Origin of the sequence: Dyella psychrodurans, from assembly GCF_003363265.1 — a bacterium.
GTDB classification, from domain to species: Bacteria; Pseudomonadota; Gammaproteobacteria; order Xanthomonadales; family Rhodanobacteraceae; genus Dyella_B; species Dyella_B psychrodurans.
On sequence record NZ_QRBF01000001.1, the window covers coordinates 637,110 to 658,111 of the forward strand.

At 60.6% G+C, this 21,002-nt stretch carries 17 protein-coding genes and 1 pseudogene; 5 read left to right on the top strand and 13 right to left on the bottom strand.

Annotated elements, in window-relative coordinates:
• Positions 1–140 precede the first annotated feature (140 nt).
• A complete protein-coding gene (locus DWU99_RS02985; protein ID WP_115476495.1) occupies positions 141–851 on the top strand; it encodes an SDR family oxidoreductase in 711 nt (236 codons plus the stop codon).
• A gap of 34 nt (positions 852–885) precedes the next feature.
• The gene (locus DWU99_RS02990; RefSeq protein WP_115476496.1) at positions 886–2,184 is read left to right on the top strand and encodes an acetyl-CoA C-acetyltransferase; all 1,299 of its coding nucleotides are present in this window, start codon (positions 886–888) and stop codon (positions 2,182–2,184) included.
• 19 nt (positions 2,185–2,203) lie between these two features.
• Here the strand turns inward: DWU99_RS02990 and DWU99_RS02995 are convergent, their stop codons facing one another.
• Both DWU99_RS02995 and aqpZ read right to left on the bottom strand, forming a co-directional pair.
• Entirely contained in the window at positions 2,204–3,196 is a 993-nt protein-coding gene (locus tag DWU99_RS02995) for a DedA family protein/thiosulfate sulfurtransferase GlpE (RefSeq protein ID WP_115476497.1), read from the bottom strand.
• Between the two features lie 142 nt (positions 3,197–3,338).
• Positions 3,339–4,043 carry an aquaporin Z gene (gene aqpZ, locus DWU99_RS03000; RefSeq protein WP_115476498.1) on the bottom strand — a complete coding sequence of 235 codons (705 nt, stop codon included), beginning with the start codon at positions 4,041–4,043 and terminating at the stop codon, positions 3,339–3,341.
• A 713-nt stretch (positions 4,044–4,756) separates the two neighbouring features.
• Between aqpZ and DWU99_RS03010 the strand changes: the two genes are divergently transcribed.
• Positions 4,757–5,443 carry a methyltransferase domain-containing protein gene (locus tag DWU99_RS03010; protein WP_115476499.1) on the top strand — a complete coding sequence of 229 codons (687 nt, stop codon included), beginning with the start codon at positions 4,757–4,759 and terminating at the stop codon, positions 5,441–5,443.
• Positions 5,444–5,559: 116 nt separating this feature from the next.
• On the opposite strand, the gene DWU99_RS03015 is transcribed toward DWU99_RS03010, so the two are convergent.
• Together DWU99_RS03015 and DWU99_RS03020 are read right to left on the bottom strand one after the other, a co-directional pair.
• Positions 5,560–5,934 carry an HU family DNA-binding protein gene (locus DWU99_RS03015; protein WP_115476500.1) on the bottom strand — a complete coding sequence of 125 codons (375 nt, stop codon included), beginning with the start codon at positions 5,932–5,934 and terminating at the stop codon, positions 5,560–5,562.
• A 140-nt stretch (positions 5,935–6,074) separates the two neighbouring features.
• The gene (locus DWU99_RS03020; protein ID WP_233510835.1) at positions 6,075–6,854 is read right to left on the bottom strand and encodes a sulfite exporter TauE/SafE family protein; all 780 of its coding nucleotides are present in this window, start codon (positions 6,852–6,854) and stop codon (positions 6,075–6,077) included.
• 95 nt (positions 6,855–6,949) lie between these two features.
• Here DWU99_RS03020 and DWU99_RS03025 point away from each other — a divergent pair, with 95 nt between their 5' ends.
• Positions 6,950–7,942: an MBL fold metallo-hydrolase gene (locus tag DWU99_RS03025; RefSeq protein WP_158543222.1), complete on the top strand. Its 993-nt coding sequence runs from the start codon at positions 6,950–6,952 to the stop codon at positions 7,940–7,942.
• Between the two features lie 69 nt (positions 7,943–8,011).
• On the opposite strand, the pseudogene DWU99_RS03030 reads toward DWU99_RS03025, so the two are convergent.
• The 6 genes and pseudogenes from DWU99_RS03030 to DWU99_RS03055 all read right to left on the bottom strand — a co-directional run.
• Positions 8,012–8,542, bottom strand: a pseudogene (locus DWU99_RS03030) (c-type cytochrome); the annotation flags it as partial.
• An 8-nt stretch (positions 8,543–8,550) separates the two neighbouring features.
• Positions 8,551–9,327, bottom strand: a complete 777-nt coding sequence (locus DWU99_RS03035; RefSeq protein ID WP_233510836.1) for a copper resistance protein B — start codon at positions 9,325–9,327, stop codon at positions 8,551–8,553.
• 68 nt (positions 9,328–9,395) lie between these two features.
• Positions 9,396–11,150: a copper resistance system multicopper oxidase gene (locus DWU99_RS03040; RefSeq protein WP_115476504.1), complete on the bottom strand. Its 1,755-nt coding sequence runs from the start codon at positions 11,148–11,150 to the stop codon at positions 9,396–9,398.
• A 78-nt stretch (positions 11,151–11,228) separates the two neighbouring features.
• A complete protein-coding gene (locus DWU99_RS03045) occupies positions 11,229–11,627 on the bottom strand; it encodes a hypothetical protein (protein ID WP_115476505.1) in 399 nt (132 codons plus the stop codon).
• 46 nt (positions 11,628–11,673) lie between these two features.
• Positions 11,674–12,027, bottom strand: coding sequence for a hypothetical protein (locus tag DWU99_RS21155; protein ID WP_233510838.1), 354 nt, complete (start codon positions 12,025–12,027; stop codon positions 11,674–11,676).
• Between the two features lie 106 nt (positions 12,028–12,133).
• On the bottom strand, positions 12,134–15,571 hold the full coding sequence (locus DWU99_RS03055; protein ID WP_158543223.1) for a response regulator: 3,438 nt from the start codon (positions 15,569–15,571) through the stop codon (positions 12,134–12,136).
• Positions 15,572–15,933: 362 nt separating this feature from the next.
• Here DWU99_RS03055 and DWU99_RS03060 point away from each other — a divergent pair, with 362 nt between their 5' ends.
• A complete protein-coding gene (locus tag DWU99_RS03060) occupies positions 15,934–16,863 on the top strand; it encodes an MBL fold metallo-hydrolase (RefSeq protein ID WP_115476507.1) in 930 nt (309 codons plus the stop codon).
• Positions 16,864–16,916: 53 nt separating this feature from the next.
• Here the strand turns inward: DWU99_RS03060 and DWU99_RS03065 are convergent, their stop codons facing one another.
• The 3 genes from DWU99_RS03065 to pbpC form a co-directional block, all read right to left on the bottom strand.
• Positions 16,917–17,270, bottom strand: coding sequence for a tRNA-binding protein (locus DWU99_RS03065; RefSeq protein WP_115476508.1), 354 nt, complete (start codon positions 17,268–17,270; stop codon positions 16,917–16,919).
• On the bottom strand, positions 17,267–18,556 hold the full coding sequence (locus tag DWU99_RS03070) for an NAD(P)/FAD-dependent oxidoreductase (protein ID WP_115476509.1): 1,290 nt from the start codon (positions 18,554–18,556) through the stop codon (positions 17,267–17,269). Before DWU99_RS03070 ends, DWU99_RS03065 begins: the two co-directional genes overlap by 4 nt.
• 68 nt (positions 18,557–18,624) lie before the next feature.
• Complete coding sequence (gene pbpC, locus DWU99_RS03075) at positions 18,625–20,988, bottom strand: penicillin-binding protein 1C (RefSeq protein WP_233510839.1); 2,364 nt, start codon at positions 20,986–20,988, stop codon at positions 18,625–18,627.
• Positions 20,989–21,002 lie beyond the last annotated feature (14 nt).

Below are 21,002 nucleotides of genomic sequence, written 5' to 3' on the forward strand. Positions count from 1 at the left end.
GTGGCTCCTCGAAGAGTTGAACCTGCAAAGGTTGCAATTGAATTATGGCCATCATATTATATGACGACCATCATGTAAAGACTCCCCGGCCACTTTTTTTGTGGCCAGCGCCCCTCCCCAACACGACGAGATCACGCATCATGAATATCCAAGGCAAAACTGCCCTCGTAACCGGCGCCAACCGCGGCCTCGGCACGGCTTATGCGAAAGCGCTGCTCGCTGCCGGCGCGCGCAAGGTGTACGCCGGCGCACGCGACCCCTCCACCGTCACCCTGCCTGGCGTCGTTCCGGTGAAGCTCGATGTCACCTCGCCCGAGGACGTTGCCGCCGCCGCGGCGCTGTGCAATGACGTGGACATCGTCGTCAACAACGCCGGCATCGCCATGATCGGTAGCACGCTGTTTGACGAGGAAAGCGAAAAGGCATTGCGCGCCCAGCTCGACACCAACATGTGGGGCATCCTGAATGTCAGTCGCGCGTTCGCGCCCGTGCTGAGCGCCAACGGTGGCGGTGCCCTCGTCAACATGCTTTCCGTGTTGAGCTGGCTGAGCCGCCCGCACACGCTCACCTATTCCATCTCCAAGGCCGCGGCATGGGCGCTGACGAATGGGCTGCGCAACGAACTGCGTGATCAGGGAACGCTGGTTGTCGGCGTGCATGCCGGATTGATCGATACCGACATGGTCAAAAACCTCACAGGTCCGAAGAGCAGTGCCGAAGACATTGCACAGCGTGTGATCGAAGGTTTGCAGAACGGCGACGAAGAAGTCCTGGCCGACGGCGTCTCCCAACAGGTCAAGGCCAGCTTCGCCTTGTCGCCTTCTGCTTATCTGCGCGATCAACGTGCCTGATTCGACACGGAACCCCTACCCCACGGTGATTCCCATGAAAACCATTCAACGTGTCGCCATTCTTGGCGGCGATCGTATTCCCTTTGCCCGTTACAACACGGCATACAAAGATCTCTCGAACAAGCAGATGTTCACCCAGGCGCTCACCGGATTGGTGCGCCGTTTCAATCTTCAGGGAAAGCGCATCGGCGAAGTGGTCGGCGGTGCGGTGCTCAAGCACGCGAAAGACTTCAATCTGACGCGCGAAAGCACGTTGAGCAGCGGCCTTTCGCCGCAAACGCCCGCCTACGATCTGCAGCAGGCGTGCGCAACGTCGGTGCAGGCGACGGTCGCCGTCGCCAACAAGATTGCGCTGGGTCAGATCGAGGTGGGTATTGCGGGCGGTGTCGACTCCGCTTCGGATGTACCGCTTGCTGTATCGGATGGACAGCGTTCGCTGTTCCGCGAGCTGTCGGCGGCGCGCACTGCCCTGCAGCGCTTCAAGGCGTGGAGTACGTTTCGCCCCGCCATGTTGAAGCCGTCCGTCGCAGACGTCGACGAGCCGCGCACCGGCCTGTCGATGGGCCAGCACACTGAACGCATGGTGCGCGAATGGAACATCAGCCGCGAGGAGCAGGACGCGCTCGCCCTGGCCAGCCATCGCAATGGTCTGGCCGCATATGAGCGCGGTTTCTACAAAGACCTCGTGACACCATTCGGCGGCCTCGAACGCGATGGCATTCTTCGCCCGGATACGTCGAAGGAACGCCTCGCCAAGCTCGCTCCCGCTTACGACAAAACCTCGGGATTCGGCACACTGACGGCAGGCAATTCCACGCCGCTTACCGATGGCGCATCCAGTGTGCTGCTGGCGAGCGAAGCCTGGGCGGTTGCCAACCGTCATCAGCCGTTGGCATGGTTTGTCGATGTCGAAACAGCGGCAGTCGACTTCTTCACGGAACAGGCCGACGGTTTGCTTATGGCACCCGCTTACGCCGTTGCGCGCATGCTCAAGCGCAACAATCTCTCGCTTGCCGATTTCGACTACTACGAAATCCACGAGGCTTTTTCCGGCCAGGTGCTTTGTACGCTCAAGGCCTGGGAAAGCGACGCTTATTGCCGTGAACGACTGGGGCTGGATGGCGCACTCGGCTCCATCGATCGCAGCCGCCTGAATGTCAACGGCGGTTCCGTGGGCCTGGGACATCCGTTTGCGGCAACCGGCGCGCGCATCGTTGCCGCGGCGGCGAAACAGCTTGCCGAACATCGCGCGGCAACCGGCCGCTCGGGTCGTACGCTGATCTCGGTGTGCGCAGCGGGCGGCCTGGGTGTCGCCGCGATTCTGGAAGGTTAATGAGTGTTGCGCGATAGCGTCAGCGGGCATGCCCTGACGCTATCGTTACGCTCGACAGGTCGATATTTTCCGTAGCAGGCAAGAATTGAATCTCGTAGCCCGCATCGGCCCACGCGTCCAGACCGCCCAACAGGGGACGCACGCGGCGATAACCCTGCATCATCAGGGTCTTTGCGGCCTTTGCGGCGGACACTTCATTCGGGCAACTGCAGTAGATCACCACGGCCCGGTCGATCGGCACGTGGTCAAGTTCCTGTTCGATGCCGCCGAGATTAACCATCACGGCGCCGGGGATGATTCGATTGTCGACGACGCGGGTGGCTTGCGAACGCACATCCACCACGACCGGTTCCTCGCCGCCCTCGATCATCCCGTGCAATTCATCGACCGTGATGCGCGCCAGGCGTAGCGACAGCAACAAACGCCGACGTTGCCACCACTTCACGAGGATATAGGCCATCAACAGCGCGCCGACGAATTCGATGGCGACGATGCCGGCGCTCGCCAGCATCATGAGCACGTGATCGATCTGCTGCGCGAAGACATAGCCCAATCCGACCATCACACCGGCCCAGATCAGCGAACCGAGGCCGTCGAGAAATAGGAATACATGCGGCCGGAGCTTCAACGCGCCCACCATCGGCGGCGCAATGGTGGAAAGCCCCGGCACGAACTTGGCGATCAGCAGGATCTGCCCGCCCCAGCGCTGGAAACGCAGTTCGGACTGCTTCACGCAGGAATCGGGCGAAAGCGAAATGCGGCACAGCGTGCGCAGCACCGCCGCCCCGAAATGACGTCCTGCCCAGTACCAGACCAGGTCGCTCAGCAGACAGGCAATCAACGCCACCAGCAACACCGGGACCAACGGCAGTTTGCCGGCCGAGATCAATGCGCCGGCTACCACCAGCGTTGGCACGGCCGGAAGCGGAGCACCGGCCTGCTCCACCAGCACATTGAGGAAGACCAGCAGTACGCCGTATTCCGCAATCAACTCGACAATCGTATGCGTCACGGTCGTGACCCTCTGGCGGGATTCTCGTGTTACTCGATGTGCGCCACTTTGGGGTGGCAGGCAGCGATTGCAAGCAGTTTACGCCAGCCAGAATGAGGCGGGTGGCCTGCGGAGGGCACCCGCCTCGACCTATTTCCGGTGGTCAGGACTTGGCGGTGTCTTCCGCCAGCAAAAACTTGAAAATGAGGCCGCCCACGGCGCCGCCGATCAGCGGCACGACCCAGAACATCCACAGCTGCTGAACGGCCCAGGTGCCCTGGAACAGCGCCACACCGGTGCTGCGCGCCGGATTGACCGACGTATTGGTGACCGGGATGCTGATCAGGTGAATCACGGTCAGGGTCAGGCCGATGGCCAGCGGGCCGAACCCGGCAGGTGCCCGGCGATCGGTCGAGCCGTGAATGACAATGAGGAACATCGCGGTGAGCACGAACTCGCTCATCATGCAGGCCGGCAGCGAAAACCCGCCCGGCGAATGCTCGCCATAACCATTGGACGCAAAGCCGCTCGTCGTCGCATCGAACCCGGCCTTGCCGCTGGCGATCACGTACAACACCGCCGCCGCGGCGATGCCTCCGATGACCTGCGCAACGACATAGGGAACGACATCCTTGCCGCTGAAACGTCCACCGGCGAAAAGGCCGACTGTGACGGCTGGATTGAAATGCGCACCGGAAATGCCGGCACAGGCGTAGGCCATCGTCACCACCGTAAGGCCGAACGCCAGCGCCACGCCCAGGAAGCCTATACCTAAGCTTGGGAAGGCGGCGGAGAGCACTGCACTGCCACAGCCTCCAAGTACCAGCCAAAAGGTTCCAAAAAACTCAGCAGACAGTCGCTTGAACATGGTCGTCTCCCATCAATGAAGTAACTAGCGAATCACACATGCGAGGATTGCTGCGGACTTCCCTCGTCCGACGCCTTGCTGCCATGGGTCCCCCTTGCACGACTGCCCCTGTACCCGATGGCTGCGTGCGTAATAGCACGGAGTTCGCCGATGCGGAAGTGGGAGCTGCTCCTGTCGCATCGGATGCGGGTGGGCAAACAGCCAACGCAAACGGACGGCTAAACATCAAACCATGCACACTTTACGTTCACTTGACCACGGTCATTTGCCTTTGCTTTAAAGGCCCCGGATTGCGTCAGCGACGCTTCTCACCCTTGCGCTTGCGTTCATCCATCTCTTCGCGGATGCGTTCGATGTTTTGGATGCGCACCACACTTCCGCTTCAGTGCCGCAGTTGTGCATGAAGCTGCCGGGAACGTCGTTGTCTGCGGTTGCGCGCAATACGCGCGCGAAATCGGCCCCTGAACGATCGATTTCCACCTTGGGATAAAGGTTGATGTAGATATCCGGTGGCGCCTCCAAGGCAGCATGGCCGGTGACGCTTCCAGCGCGGCATCGCGATCGCTGCGGCGGAGGGTGTAGATGCCTGCATGCGACTCTGTCCCGACCCCGACCCGTTCGTGACATACGGCTCTTCATAACTCAAAAGCGGCACCATCGCGCCCCGGCAAAAAAGCTAGGATGTCCGCGCGATCAACCTCCGAGGCCATGGCATGTCGACGGCTCACGACGATCTGGACAATGAGCACACCATTTTGCCCAGCTGGGAACGGAACGCTTACGCGTGGACACACAGCGTAAGAGACGGGCATATCGAAAGTCGGCGCATGGTGACCGATGGCGCCATCATCGATGTCATCCTGGATGGCGAGCCACGTTTCGTGCTCGATCTGGGCTGCGGCGAAGGTTGGTTGGTGCGCGCGCTTGCCGCGCGCAGGGTACGTGCCTTGGGGGTCGACGCGGTGTCGGATCTGGTCGCACAAGCCCGGGCGGCGGGTGGCGATTTCCGGTTGGCGTCCTACGAGGACATCATCGCTGGACGCCTGTCACTGCGGGCCGATACCGTGGCGTGCAATTTCGCCCTGCTCGGGAAGGATTCCGTGGAACGCCTGATGCCCGCCGTGGCATCGCTGCTCGAAGCAGGCGGACGCTTTGTGATTCAGACCGTGCACCCGCTTGTCGCAGGCGGCGACCATCCCTACAGCGATGGCTGGAGACAGGAAAACTGGACAGGATTCGGCGCGGCGTTCCCCTCGCCTGCTCCATGGTATTTCAGAACATTGGCCAGCTGGGTGGCGCTGTTTACGCGTTCCGGATGGCATCTTTGCGAGATGCGCGAACCCTTGCACCCGGGGACGGGACGTCCCGCTTCGGTGATTTTTGTCTTACGACGTCGTTAGGCAACACACCGCACATCACGATTGTGCACCAGCACAAAATCGGGATGCGCTGCCGGAAGGTAACGCATCCCGTTGGTTTCCAGGCCAGCCCATCAAGAGCCGGCCTGGAGCGAAGATCAGAGTGCAGCGTCCTTGAGCTTCTTCAGCGGACGGATCTTGACCTTCACGGTGGCCGGCTTGGCAGCGAACCACTGTTCTTCCTTCGTGAAGGGATTGATGCCCTTGCGCTTCGGCTTGGCCGGAACGTTGACGGCGGTGATCTTCAGCAGACCAGGCAGAGTGAACATGCCGGCGCCCTTCTTGTGGATCGAGGCGTGGGCAGCACCCTCCAGCGCGGCGAGCACCGCACGCACGTCCTTGGATGCAACACCTGTCGACTCGGCCAAATGGGCCACCAGACCGGACTTGCTCAAAACTTCCTTGATCGGCTTCGGAGCGGCGGCGGCTTTGGATGCCGACTTACCTTTTGCTGCCTTCTGCGTCTTTGCCATGGACTACCCCATCGTTGTATTGGTTATTGAAATGCCTCTCGGCGAGCAGGAATGTAGGGGAAAATTGCTGTGGCGCCAACTAGCAAATGCAAAAAAACGCATAAAAGATGCGTTTAGTAATGCCTGGGCCACCCCAAAACCTAGTGAAGCAAGCTCTTTGCCAGCATAAACAGGGCAACTGCCACGATGACGGCGGCGAACAGAACAGTGAGCGCACCGCGCGTTTTGGACAATTTTTGAGCACCCGCCATACCAAGCCAGCCGCCGGCGATACCTCCGACAATGAATTCCAGTGCAAGCGTCCATTGCACCAATCCTGAAGCGGCATAGTTGAGCGCGGCCGTAGCGCCGAACGCACCGACGCAAAACAGCGACGTGCCGATCGCATCGATCATGGCCATGCCGCTGGCCAGGACCAGACCCGGCACGATGAGAAATCCACCGCCAATACCGAAGAAGCCTGCGAGCGCGCCTGCACCCAGCCCCACCAGCCCCAGGCGTGGAAACATGTGCTTGCGGGGATAGCCCGTTCCGTCGTGCCCGCGTCTTCCTCGCAGCATCAACACGGCGATCACCAGCATCAGCAGGGCGAACAGCATCAGCAAGCGCTGGCCGTCGACGATCTTGCCCAGGCTCGAACCCAGAAACGCGCCGATCACTCCCGTCGCGGCGAACGTAAAAGCCGCAGGCCAGCGTACATTCCCCGCACGCGCGTGCGGGATCAGGTTGGCAAAGGCGTTGCTGGCCACGGCCAACGCGCTCGTCCCGATGGCCTTGTGCGGGTCATGCAGACCGACCACATAGAGCAACATCGGCACGGCCAATATCGAGCCGCCACCGCCGATCAGGGCCAGCGAAAAGCCTACGACGGACCCGCACAGAACGGACAGCACGTCTTGCATCGGGAACCAGGAGGGCATGCCGGGGAATCGTCGAATGAATGCGCCCATTAAACCCTAATCCATGGTGCAGCATCCGACTCCGTAACCCTCCCCTGCTGCCCCGGAGACTCTGCATGAGATCGCTGTATGGTGTATTGCTGGCGCTTGGCATGGCCTTCACGTGCCTTCCTGCCAGCGCGGACCCCATTCCAGGTTCGATGGACGTGCACTGGAATGAAGGCGCCGCCGATTGCAGCAAGACACCCGAGCCGCCCCTGCAGGTGTATCGCTATAACGCGCAGACCTACATCCTGCGCGAAAGTCCTTGCGCCACGTTCGAGGCGCCTTTCATGTACCTCTTGATAGGCTCCAAACGTGCCCTGTTGATCGACACCGGTGATGTGGCCGACCCAGGGCAGATGCCGCTGGCCAAGACCGTGATGGATCTGTTGCCGGGCGACGCCGACGCCAGGATGCCGCTGCTTGTGGTGCACACGCACGGCCATCTGGATCATCGTGCGGCCGATCCGCAATTCCAGTCGTTGCCTCACGTGCAGGTGGTGCCGACCGACCTGGAGCACGTCAAGCAGTTTTTCGGCTTCAGCAACTGGCCCGACGGCATGTCGCAGATTGATCTTGGCGACCGCACCATCGATGTATTGCCTACGCCGGGGCATTATCCATCGCATGTTTCCTATTACGACCGAAATACCGCCTTGTTCTTCTCCGGCGATTTCTTCATGCCTGCGCGTTTGATCATTGACGATACCGCCAGCGACATCGCCAGCGCGCGACGCGTGGTCGACTTTGTCAGGGACCGCCCGGTGAGCTACGTACTGGGCGGCCATATCGAATTGGACAGTCATGGCGACACCTTTGCATGGGGATCGAACTATCACCCCGACGAGCACGTGCTGCAGCTGACCAAACAGGACCTGATGGGATTGCCCGCCGTCCTCGCCAAGTTCAACGGGTTCTACAGAGAAGACGGGATGTATGTGATGTTCAACCAGTACCGTCTGCTTGCCGCGGAATTGGCGGTGGTCGTATTGGTGCTCGCAGCCATGGTGACACTGACCTGGAAATACATTCGGCGGAGAAAGCGCCGGCGCCTCGCACGAGCATGAGCGCGGCGTTCTTCCGCAGCTCACGCCTGCGCGCGCAGGCCAGGGTCAGCGCTATTTCTTCTGCATGCCGTCGCCCATGTCCATATCCTCATCCGGTGGTGCCTTGGCGACGATGTCCTTGTACTGAGCAGGCGTCATCGAGGGCAGTTTCTGCAGGAATGCGACCATGCTCCAGATGGTCATGTCGTCATGAGTGGCGCCCCATGCAGGCATCGCACTCATCTTGATGCCGTGCTTGATGGTCCAGAAGGCTTCACGCGGATCGACCCGCGTCTGCGACAAATCGGGCGGCTGAGGATAAAGCCCCGCGCGTATCTCGGAATCGTGCATTCCGGGCGCCAGATGGCAACCCGTGCACATGGCCGCGTACTGCCCCGCCCCTTTGAGGATCAATGAAGGATCCTGGAGATTGGGAACACCGATCGACTTGGCATGCCGCTGCACGGAATGTTCCCTGACCATCGTCAGAAACCGATACGTAAACGGCGAATGCGGCACATCGGCTCCGATGTTGTAGAAGCCCGACCACGCAAACCCGAGAACCGCCAAAGCAATGAGAGCGACCAACAGGCCGATGCGATAAACAATCCGATAGTTCATGAAAGATCCTATAACCAGATGCGAATGCCCACGAGGATTTGACGATCGAAGACAGGCACGTGATCCGCACGTGCAAAGCCGGCTGTTCCGCCGAAACGCCGCGTCCATGCCAACCCTAAGTAAGGCGCCCATTGCCGGCTGATTTCGTAGCGAAGACGAAGGCCAAGCTGCGCCGTTGAAATGCCACTGCCAATCTGCTGCGTTACATCGCCCCTGTTGTAGGCGTTGAGCTCGAACTCGGGCTGCAACATCCAGCGCTGGGTAAAACGCAGCGTGTATTCCGCGCGCATGCGCGCAGCGAAACGGCCTGATTCGCCAGCATACGCCGTAGCCTGCAGGTCGACCCAGTAAGGAGCCAGGCCCTCCACACCGAACGCCATCCAGTTGCGCTTCGCTCCGATGCCAAGATCGTGTCGAATGCCCAGCTGCGCATCCCAGAATGAAGAGACGGGGCGACTCCATAACGCCTCGATATCGCCACTATCGATGCGCCCTTGACTGCCCTCGCCTTCGCTGCGTAGCCAGAACTTGTTGCTGTCGTTGCCATACCACGCCTCCGCCTCCCACATGGGACCATTACCGTGGTAGCCGCTTGCATATTCCAGCTGATCGATAAGCAGCATGCCGTGTGATGCGTTGTCGTTCATCTCCATGCTTTTCATCGAAATGTCGCCCGACGAGGTAGACGATGCCGGTTGAACCGGCGAAGTGGGCATGGATGTCGTGCCGTCCATAGTCGTGGACATGCCCTGAGGCATGGGTGTGCTCTGTGCGGAGGCGGTCATGGATAACCCGCAGGCGATGCATGCCATCCATGCGCGGCACCCGTTTCCAGGCGCAAAGCCAGGCCCGCTCATGCCACCACCACCTCGCGGAACATGCCCGCTTCCATATGGAACATCAGGTGGCAGTGATAAGCCCATCGTCCAGCGTTGTCCGCGGTGACGGCGTAGCTGATTCGCTGCCCCGGCTGGACGTTGATGGTGTGTTTGCGCACCTGGAAACGCCCATCGGCATCCTCCAGCTCGCTCCACATGCCATGCAGATGAATCGGGTGATTCATCATGGTGTCATTGACGAGAACGACACGCACCCGCTCGCCGTAGTTGAAACGCAGGGGCGCGGCGTCTGAAAACTTCACGTCGTCGAACGACCATATGAAGCGCTCCATGTCGCCGGTAAGGTGAAGCCTGATCTCCCTGCCCGGCGTTCGCGTGTCGATGGGACCGCCCTTCGTGTGCAAATCGGCGTAGGTAAGCACGCGTCGCCCATTGTTGCGCAAGCCGACGCCGGGATCGTCCAGATTGACGCGCGGATGGGGCACACGCATGTCGACGCCCAGGCCGGTCTTGAGCTCCGTGTTGGCCGCAGACGCTTCGGCCGGTGTCGGCATGGGCATCTTGTCCATGCCGGGCATGTTCGACATATCGCCCCTATCGCGCATGCCATGCTGCATGGGCGATGCACCCCCCATCATGTCCTGCATGCCCAGCCACACACGCGCATCGAGCGCGGGGACTATGGCCTGCATTCCGTAGCGCGGCGCCAGCGTTCCGCGTGCGTAACCGCTGCGATCGATCGATTGCGCGAATACGGTATAGGCACGCTCGTCCTGCGGCTCGACGATCACGTCGTACGTTTCCGCATTCGCTATCCGAAATTCATCCACCTGAACCGGCTCGACCTCCTGGCCATCGGCACTCACGACAGTCATCTTCAAGCCGGGAATGCGCACGTCGAAAATCGTCATGGCGGAGCCGTTGATGAAGCGCAGACGGATCTTTTCGCCGGGCTTGAACAACCCGGTCCAGTTGCTGGCCGGTGCATGGCCATTCACGAGATAGGTATAAGCGAGCGCCGAGACATCGCTGAGATCGCTGGGATTCATGCGCATGGCGTTCCACATCCTGCGCATGGCCAGCGCCCTGCTCCATCCCATCGTATGGGCATCGCGCATGAGATCGGCAAGTGTGGGTTGGGCCAGGTTGTAGTAGTCGCTGCGTGTTTTCAGGTGCGCGAAGATCGTGGCCGGATCGTCGTCCGTCCAATCGTTGAGCATCACCACATAGTCGCGATCAGCCGCAAGGATCTCCCCCTGCCGTGGCTCTACAACGAGTGCGCCGTACAGGCCGGTCTGCTCCTGATAGCCGGAATGTGAGTGGTACCAGTAGGTTCCCGATTGCTTGACGTCAAACTGGTAGACAAAGGTCTCGCCAGGAGCAATGCCGCCGAAACTGAGACCGGGCACGCCGTCCATCTGAAACGGCACAACCATGCCGTGCCAGTGAATGGACGTTGGAACATGCAACCTGTTGGTCACACTGACTCGAACGCGTGTACCTTCCCGCCACCGCAAAATAGGTCCTGGCGTGCTGCCATTGACGGCGGTGGCGATACTCGGTTTGCCCGTGATGTTGACGGATGCCTGGGCGATCTCAAGCGCGAAGTCGGTGCCGCGAAGTACGGTCGGTTCGAGAGACCGCTGGAATGCATGCGCGGGAGCGGAGCGCAGTACGCCCGCGGCAGCCGCCACACCACCCAAGGCGAGCCCCTGGACGAAACGCCGCCGCGACATAACTGCCGCAGACGACGAATAAAGCGAATTCATGGGACAACTCCATGCGAAATGAAGCGGCCCGAATGAGCGCAGGCGCGCTTCATCCGGCGGACAAATCAAGCGGAGCCGTCAGACCGACGGTGGTCGCAGTGGAGGAATGGGATCGCGCGTAGGCGCTTCGCTGCGGGGCAGCGACGCATAGTGGGTACCGGCTGGCGAAGAGGTACGCGCGGCGAAAGGCACCGACGGCAACAACGCGGCACCGCACATCTCATCGCAATGACAAACACCATGGCTCGATTTACCGCAACAACCGTCGTCATCGTGGCCGTGAGCGACCGCCTGGCCGCTGACATGGTGCCCGGCCATGAATGCCTCACCCGCCGCTGGGCTCGTGTGGTTCACGTCGAGGGCGTTACCGGCTGATGTTGCATAAGCGGGCAACACCATCAGCAGCCACGCAAACCATGCCAGCACACGAACGCTTCGCGCGGCATATCGCTTGTGCGTGGAAGGCTGCGAACTCATGCAGCAAGCTTATCCTTGACATGCCGGGCAACTCAACATCCGAAAGTCACTTCACGACGGTCGCCATGCTGTAAGCCATGTAGAGGCCGATTTTGTCCCCGGCCTTCAGATTCGCCATCGAAGCCGGGGGAAAATGCACGCGTAAAGCCATGCCTTCGGTCGTCACGTCGACGATCCCTGTCTTGGAGTCGGCATGAGTAACCGTTGCCGGCATGGTGTGCATGCCTTGCATGTTGACCAGCGCATCAGTCTTGGGCGTATGTGTCATGTGTATGCCAGGCGCCTGTCCTGCGCTGGGCAGCGAACCGGGTGGCGTCGTGTCTTGAGCCGACGCCTGGACAACCGCCAGACATGCCGCAGCCAGCACAGAGACGAAATTCCTGATCGAAGACGCAATCATTACGACGACCTCCCCGCATGAAGACGGCTACCAGTGTCCGCATTATGCGGACCGGGATGTTCAGTTGTCCTGAAATGCGCGGTAACAAGGCGGGAATTCACCGGCCTCAATTCACTTCCGAATAGCGCTGCAGAAGCATGCGCATCTGCACTTCAAAATCGCGCAGCATGCCGGATGCCGCATCGATGCCCGAAGCGTCAACAACTTTTTCCATGGTTGCGCTTTGCGCAGCGATATCCTGTTCGCCCAACATAAGCAACGCACCTTTCAACGAATGAAGGCGCGCCAACATCGTTTCTTCGTCGTTAACATGTGCCGCGTCGAGAATGGCCTGCAGATCCCGAGTGCCTGATTCGACGAATACGCGGCATACCTTTTCCGGAAACTTGGCTGCCCAGGCGGGCTTGACCGGCGCCAATACCGGTTGAGCGACACTCGCAAGGTGGCGCGTCAAGGCTTCTTCAAGACGTTCAAGCGATAGCGGTTTGAGCAGAAGATCGTCGATACCCGCGTCTTTGCAACGCGCTTTTTCGCTGGCCAAAGCGGTTGCGGTGATCGCAAGAATGGGAACCGACGCACCGCGCTGGCGCAGTTCCTGCGTCAACTCGTAGCCGTTCATATGGGGCATATTGATGTCCGTGAGCACGACGCCATAACGACCGTCCTGCCACAGGCGCAACGCCACCGTCCCGTCTTCAGCGGCGTCGACGACATAACCCAGCGTCTCGAGCTGCTGCTGGATCAGTTCGCGATTGACGGGATTGTCGTCGACAAGCAACACCCTGGCACGTTGTTCGACGGCGTGCGCCTTCTGCGGGCCCTGTGCGACCGTTTCGCGCTCCGCGACATGATCGGAATGGGCTTCGAGTATGGCGGCTTGCAGTGCGGCACTCGAATAACAAGATATATACCAGGACCCATCGCGTAACTCAGGCAGCAATGGACCATCCGTCGTTGCGCGCACAACCCGCCCGGCGCGATCGATCAACGCTTTTTCATCATCGTCGGACCACGCACGCCATGCGCCGAAAATGACGAGTGCATCGGCGTTTGCAACGCCGTCAAGGTCAAGTTCGGAGGGCTGCGCGGCCACCACGACCTTTGCGCCCCACCCGGACAAAAGTGTTTCCACCTCGGTACGCCACTCGGCCGCCGCCGAAAGCAGCGCTATCTTGCGCTTGGCGAGCGGTCTGAGATCGGCAGGCGGGGCGCTGACATCTTCGATGACCGGCACTTCGAACGAGAAAACACTGCCCACCGCTGGCGTGCTTTGTACTTCGATATGGCCGCCCATCAGTTCGCTGATCTGTTGGCACAAAGTCAAACCCAAGCCGCTTCCACCGAAACGCCTGGAAATGCTGGCATCGGCCTGCGAGAACGGCTGGAAAATCTGTTGGCATTGCTCATCGGTCATCCCGATGCCCGAGTCGATGATCTCGAACCGCAAGCGCATGGTTTCGCCGGATGCTTCCACGGCGCGCCGCACGCGCAATACGATGCGACCGGACTCGGTAAATTTGACCGCGTTGCTGACCAGGTTGTTGAGTACCTGACGAATACGGTGCGCATCGGCCACATACGCCGGCGCCAAACCCGCTTCGACTCCGTAATAGAGCCGCAATCCCTTGCGCTGGGCAACGGGCGCATAAAGCAGTGCTGTCTGCTCCATCAGCGGGCGTAATTCGAACCGTATGGGGTCAATGTCGAGCTGCCCGGCTTCGATGCGCGAGAAGTCGAGTACGTCGCTGATGATCGCGAGCAGCGTATCCGCGGAAAGACGGATTCGATCGAGCCTTTCGTGCTGAGAGGGTTCCAGCTGCGAGCGACTCAGCAATTCAAGGTGTCCGAGAATGCCGTTGAGAGGGGTGCGGATTTCGTGGCTCATCATCGCCACGAACGACGATTTGGCCCGGCTTGCCGATTCCGCCGCCTGCCTGGCCGACTCGGAATCCTGCCTGGCCCGACGCAGATTTTCTTCCAGCTCGGTGCGCGCCGTCACGTCGCGAAGCACGCAGAACAGTGCCTGTTGATCCTGATAGATGATCGGCAGCGCGGCCACCAACAAATGTCGGCGCCCTTCCCCATTGCCGCTTGCCAGCGTATAGCCGAACTCCCGCGCCTCCGGCCGGCCATCCAGCGGGTGTTCCGCTTCGGCATAATCCTGCAGAAGTTGCCGGTAGAACGTTGTATCCGGATCGGGGATCTTGACCGCGTATCCGCGCACCAGATCGTTTTGAAGCAGCGGCGCCGCACTATCTTTGGCGATCACGCACAATCCAACCGGCGATGTTTCGATCATCGTCCGATTGAGCAACTCGCTCTGATAAACACGTTTGGCGCGCGCAAGCGCGGGAGCAAATACGCTTCGGTCTTGACGAATCAGCAACATCCACAATGCAATCAGCAGCACCACGGCTATGATGCAAGCCGTGAGCATGGACAGGCTTTCGTTGCGGAGAATGTCCATCCATGTGTACGAGCGAACGAGCGTCCATTGGGTACCGCTGACACGTTCCGCGATAAAGAAACGACCGTTCGATCGATACCGTACAGCGGTATTTTCAGCCCGCCGTATCCCGAGCCATGGTTTGAACGCGACCGCAACTTCCCGGCTATCTGCGGGCGGCCGGGTACTGAGGACAACCTGGCCATCCTCTGCGATCACGGTAAAGTCGTTTTGTGCAGCTTTGCGCAATTGGCTGATGAATCGCTCCAACGGCTCGTAGATCACGATGGCGCCGATCGGCGTATCGCCATCCATCGCAACCAGTGATCCGATGATCGACGGCTGACCATTCGACGGATTTTTCCCATATGACGAGAGCACCTGCGGCATGCCCACACCATAGAAGGGAAGCGTTGGGTTGCCCTGTCGCAAATCACGCAGAGCCTGGAGGTTGTCGAAATCGATATTCGGTGCCTTGAGCTTCGAAAAAAGAGCCGCTCGATCGGTTTGTTCCGCGGCCGCATGCAGCTGCGGACCGTTCAATCCGCTGCCAAAGGCAAACAGCGCTTCGCTGGGGTCGTAGAAATAACCCAGTGTTCCCGGTTCCTTGGCGCGCTCGGTGATCGAGATGCCGCTTATGACCGACAACTCATGGACAAGCCCCAGATAGCGTTCGACCTTGTCTTGCGGCCACGCATTGAGGGCGCTACCCAGAACCAACCATGGCATGGCTTCGTGGCTGGCTTGCACAACCGCCTGGTCGTCGTGTGCGGCAAAGCTCTGATAATCCGCCTGCCCTTTGGCGACCAGCTCGGCCGACCTGTTTCGCCAGACATACTCGATCATGTTCAGTGTGCGGATATACCCCGTATCGCGCTGTATGAACGCAGAATCGAGTGCCAGCTTGGCCTTGCGAAAATCGTCCAGCTGATCGGACTTGTAGTCGTTGATGCTGAGCAGAATCCACGCCAGCAGGACCAACAGGATGAGGAGCGACAGGACCGCCCCGCCACCGTATAGCAGTCGCTGCTGATGTCTCTCCAGCTCAGCAATATCCTGCTGACCTGTCGGAGTATGGGTGTAAACAGGCTCAGACATCGTTATCTCATCAGTCCGATGATTCGCTGGTAAGGCATTCAGTTCGATGCCTTGTGAAGAAAATGAAATGCAGCGAGACGGCAGAAACATCGACGCCATGGCATTCTAGACCCCTCCACAGGCCTGAGATGGCGCCCGGATGCTGAGACTGCCTGACGCGACGGTTCGCTGCCCGCCATCAGGAAAGCCCTCAATCCCCGCCGGCCGAAGCTAACTCCTTGGGAGAGGGCAACGCCGACAAGCGGATCGTAAGAGTCGTCCTACCGCAGAAATATCGGACTCGCCTTAAAAGCGAACACCAAAATGGCGACACGGTAGTTTGGAACGATCTATATTCCGACCTTTCCCATTCGTACGACCTCATGGCAATCCAAGGCATTTTTACGATCGACACTGGCTTCGTAAGGCCCCGGTTCGATGCGGCCTATCTGGTCGTCCAGGACGGACATGGCGCTTTCATCGATTGCGGCACCAATCACTCGGTACCCGCCCTCCTGAAGGCACTTGCCGAGGCGGATCTCTCGGCATCCCAGGTCGATTGGCTCATCCTCACGCATGTTCACCTGGACCACGCAGGTGGCGCAGGCGAGTTGATGGCGCAACTGCCGAATGCACGCCTGGTCGTTCATCCTCGCGGCGCACGGCACATGATCGACCCGTCGCAACTATGGGCCGGCGCCATGGCGGTGTACGGCGAGGAAGTGATGGAAAAAGCCTATGGACGTCTCCGGCCTGTGCCACAGGCACGCGTCGTGGAGGCACCCGATGGTCACGTCGTGGATCTGCACGGCCGGTCTTTGCGATGCATCGATACGCCCGGTCACGCCAAGCACCATATGGCCCTCTACGACAGTCGGGCGAATGTCTGCTTTACAGGCGACACCTTCGGTTTGTCCTACCGTGAATTCGATACGGATAACGGGCCATTCATCCTGCCCACCACCACACCCGTGCAGTTCGACCCGGACGCCTTGCACGATTCGATCAATCGCCTGCTCAAGTTGAAGCCCGCGGCGATGTACCTCACGCACTTTGGCCGCGTCGAAGACGTAGAGCGTCTGGCGATCAAGCTGCATGAAATGATCGATGCGATGGTCGACGTCGCCAGGCACAACGCCGACGCCACCGATCGGCATGCACAACTCACGCAAGGCCTGACCGAGCTCTATGCAGCGCGCACTGCCAAGCATGGCTGGCGCGGTGACCGCGATGAACTTCTGCATTGGCTAGGCACGGATATCGAACTCAATGCGCAAGGACTGGGTGTCTGGTTGGATCGAGAGCGCGGCTAAGAGTCGCTAACAAAACCACTGCGCGGCCGTCGGGCGGGATGCGTTTGATCTTTTCATGCGAGCCTGGTTCCGTTTGGCACTGGCCGTTCGACGGCGGTAATCACTACACCCTGCTCGGTGTGGAATCCCGTCAGCAGAAACTGCGACCGAAACGGACCTATCTGTTTTTCCGGAAAGTTGATGACGCCGACGATCTGCCGTCCGACCAGCGACTCCGGTGCATAGAGCGCGGCGATCTGCGCGCTCGTCTTGCGTTCGCCATAGGGGCCGAAGTCCGCCCATACCTTCAATGCGGGTTTGCGCGCTTCCGGAAAAGGTTCCACGCGTGTCACGGTGCCCGCGACGATCAACACCTTTTCAAAATCGGCCCAGGTGATTTCCTGCGCGGCTACTGCTTGTTCGCTCATCCTTCCAGACTCGTCTTGAACCAATCGTTGAATTCCTGCCACCAGTAACTGGCCTGTGCACCCAGGAAACCAAACGGTTTGTAGGCGCGGGCCAGACCGTAGTCGGCAAATTGCTTCCAACCCGTGTCGCCTTCGGCAATGGCCGACGCGAGCAACTCCCCGGCCACGCAGGTGGGGGCCAAACCATGGCCGCCGAACGCTTGTGCCCACCACAACCCATCGCCGCTGCTGCCGATCTGCGGCATCTGGTGGCGTGCATAGCTCATCAGGCCGGACCATGCGTAATCGATGCGTACACCCTTCAGCGAAGGAAAAACGCGCAGCAGATCGCGGGTCAACACGCGCTGCACCGCCGACGGTGAACGATTGCGGATGGAAATTCGTCCGCCCCACAATATTCGTTTGTCCGGCAGGGGACGGTAGTAGTCGAAGGCGAATCGCGTGTCGTAAACCGCAGCGCGCGTCTGAAGGCAATCGTCGAGCCGGTCGCCCAAAGGTTCGGTCACCATCACGTAGGTGGCAATGGGGAGCACCGAGCGATCGATCTGTTTGCGCAGCCCCGCGAGATAGCCACCACAGGCAAGCACGACGTGCTCAGCCTGCAATTCGCCCTGCGGCGTGCTTACCAGCCAGTGCTGGTTTTCCCGCCGTAAGCGCCACACATCGGTGTTTTCATGAAAGCGCACGCCCTGCTGTGCTGCCGCGCCGGCCAATCCGATCGCGTAATTAAGTGGGTGCAGGTGCAAGGCATTGCGTTCGTAGAGACCGTCGTAATAGCGCTGGCTGCGTACGCGTTCGCGCAGTTCTTCCTGCGGCATCCAATCCCAGTGCACGCCATAGTGGTCGGCGAGCAGGTGTTGCCGCCGGCGCAAAACGTCCGGATCGCGAAACCAATTGGCCCAGATGATGCCCTGGTCGACGATGTCGCAGGGAATCGCGTAACGCGCAACGCGTTCGCGTATGCGCTGTACTGCCGCGGTGGTCAACTGAAATACGTCGCGCGCACGCTGGTCGCCAAGCTGCTCGCGCAACGCCGTTTCGCCCAATGAGTAACCGCCGAATACGAACCCGCCGTTGCGTCCGGATGCACCGAAGCCAATCTGTTCGCGTTCCAGCACAACCACATCGCGGACGCCGCGCTCAGCCAGACTCAGCGCGGCGTTCAATCCGGCAAAACCGCCTCCAATGATGGCCACGCGCGCCTCTTGCCGCCCCTGCAGCGGTGCATAGGGCTGGTAAGGCGTCGCGGTGGCACGGTAGTAGGACGGAACTGAGGGTTGCTTCATGCCTGTGAATAAGCGGATGGACCGGGGCGGTTTGGATGCCGAGCATAACGCGGCTGCGCCCACTGCTGTCATTCGACCAGGGTGATGTCCAGCAGCCGTTGGTCCGCGCGGCCGTGATCGTCGACGACGCGAACGTTGTATTGACCTACGCTGCGCGGCTGCCAGTACAGCAATTCGTTGGGTGCGCTGCGCCCGATATAGGCGTCATCCACAAACCAATAGAGCGCATGCACGCCCGCGTCGCTGGTGGCCGTGAAGGGTATGCGCTCGTCAGCCAGCTGCTTCAGGCGCAACGCGTAGGTGCTCCCGCGCAGGGGGGACGTAATGCTTGGCGGCGTTCCGTCCACGCGTTCGTTGCCGCACGAGGGATTGGTCGGCGGTTTGCGCCGGGGCATGCCCGCCTGTTGAAACACCCGCTGAAGATCCGAGGGCCAGAATTCATACACCTCGACGTGCGTACGTTTTCCCTCGAAGGGCGGGCACGCCGCCGTTCCCGTGGCATCGTCGATCACGACCGGCCGGTAGATGTCGTCCACCCGGATCGGCGACTTGCCGGGGATGAACCAGGTGAATCCCTTTTGCGGGCACCACTGCGTGGGCAGGTTGCCGCTGGCAAGGCAAATCTGCACGCGCTTGAGGTTGGCCGGCATATGGCGGATGGGCTCATCCATGGGCACGTGCTCGGCGTGCAGGGCATCGATGATCTGGAAGAACAACGGCGCCGCTGCTTCCACGCCCACAAAGGCGGGATTGCCGCTGCCATCGAAGTTGCCGACCCACACCACCAGCACATAAGGCCCGACGCTGCCCGCCGTCCAGGCGTCGCGGAAAGCCCATGACGTTCCGGTCTTCCAATACACCGGCATGCGCATCGACTGCATGCCCAACGCGTCGTCGGGGCGAGGATTCTGCCGCAGGATGTCCATCGCCATGAAACTGGCTTCTTCACTCAGCAGACGCGTGCCCTGAACCTGCGGATCCGTGGCCCGCAACCGCAGTGGCCGCAGCACGCCCTGATTGGCGAGCATGGCGTAGAGCCCGGCGAGTTCCTGCATGGTGACTTCGCCACCGCCGAGTACCAGTGACAGGCCGTAGTGCTGCTCGCTGGCCATCCTGCTGACGCCGGCCTGCTGCAGAAAATCGTAGAGACTGGGCTGGTGCAACTGCGAGGCGACCCATACCGCCGGAATGTTCCGGCTGCGAATCAAGGCCTGCGTGGCGGTAATCGGCCCGAGGAAGTTTCCATCGAAGTTTTCCGGCGTATACGGGCCGAACGCGGTCGGCACATCACGCAACACGGTCTGCGGCTGTAACACGCCCTGGTCGAAACCCAAGGCGTAGATGAAGGGCTTGAGTGTCGATCCGGGCGAGCGCTTGGCCAGCGTTCCATTCACCTGTCCCTGGATGGATGCGTCGCGATAATCGGCGGAACCGACCATGGCCTTGATCCCCATGTCGCGCGTGTCGACGAGGATGGCGGCCGCATTGCGAATGCCGCGTGAGGCATTGCGCTTGACGTACAAGGCAAGCTGTCGCTCCAGGCTGTGCTGCAAGTCCAGATCGATGGTGGTGGACAGCACCGCGCTGCTGTCATCGGCATCCATCGATGAGCTTGCCAGTACCTGCTCCACGGCATGTGGTGCTTCGAAAGGCATGCGGTTCAGCGGTCTGAGCGTCAACGGCAACGCGAAGAGCGGCTTCAGCGATGCATCGCGCGGATGTGATGCAAGCCATTGCGCATACAAACGATTGCGCGCATTCGCCAGCCCGCTGCTGATGAGCGTGTTGGCGCCCTGCCCGTCTTGCAGGCGCCGCGATGGATCCTGCGGAATGACCGCCAGCGTCAACGCCTCCGGCAGCGTGAGCTGTTTGGCGGGCTTGCCGAAATAGATCAGGCTGGCGGCGCCCACGCCCTGCACGTTGGCGCCATACGGCGCGTCGTTGAGGTACGCCTCCAGAATCTGATGCTTGGAATAGAACAACTCCAACTGCTCGGCGCGCGCGATCTGCCGCAACTTGCCCAAGGGCGTGCGCGTATTGAGTCCCCACAACAGGCGCGCCAGTTGCATGGTGATGGTCGAACCGCCTTGAGGCGAACCGTGCCGCACGTAGGTGACCCAGGCGCCGCGCAACAACCCGTAAGGATTGACGCCGGGATGCCAGCGGTACCAGCGGTCCTCGTGCAACAGGACGCCATCGACGAGCTGCGGAGAAATATCCTTCAGCGGAACCCACAGGCGATACTGCTGATCGCTGGCCAACGTCAGCCGCAGCAGATGTCCTTTGTCGTCGTATACGGCCGTCGACGACGGCAGCCAGCCGCGCAGTGACGGATGGGGCCAGAGCCGGCAACCCGCCAGCACGGCGATGATCAACGCGGCAGCCACAAGCCAGTTCTGCCAGCGCCATATCCAGTGCGCCAACGTTTTCAAGATGGTTCGGATGA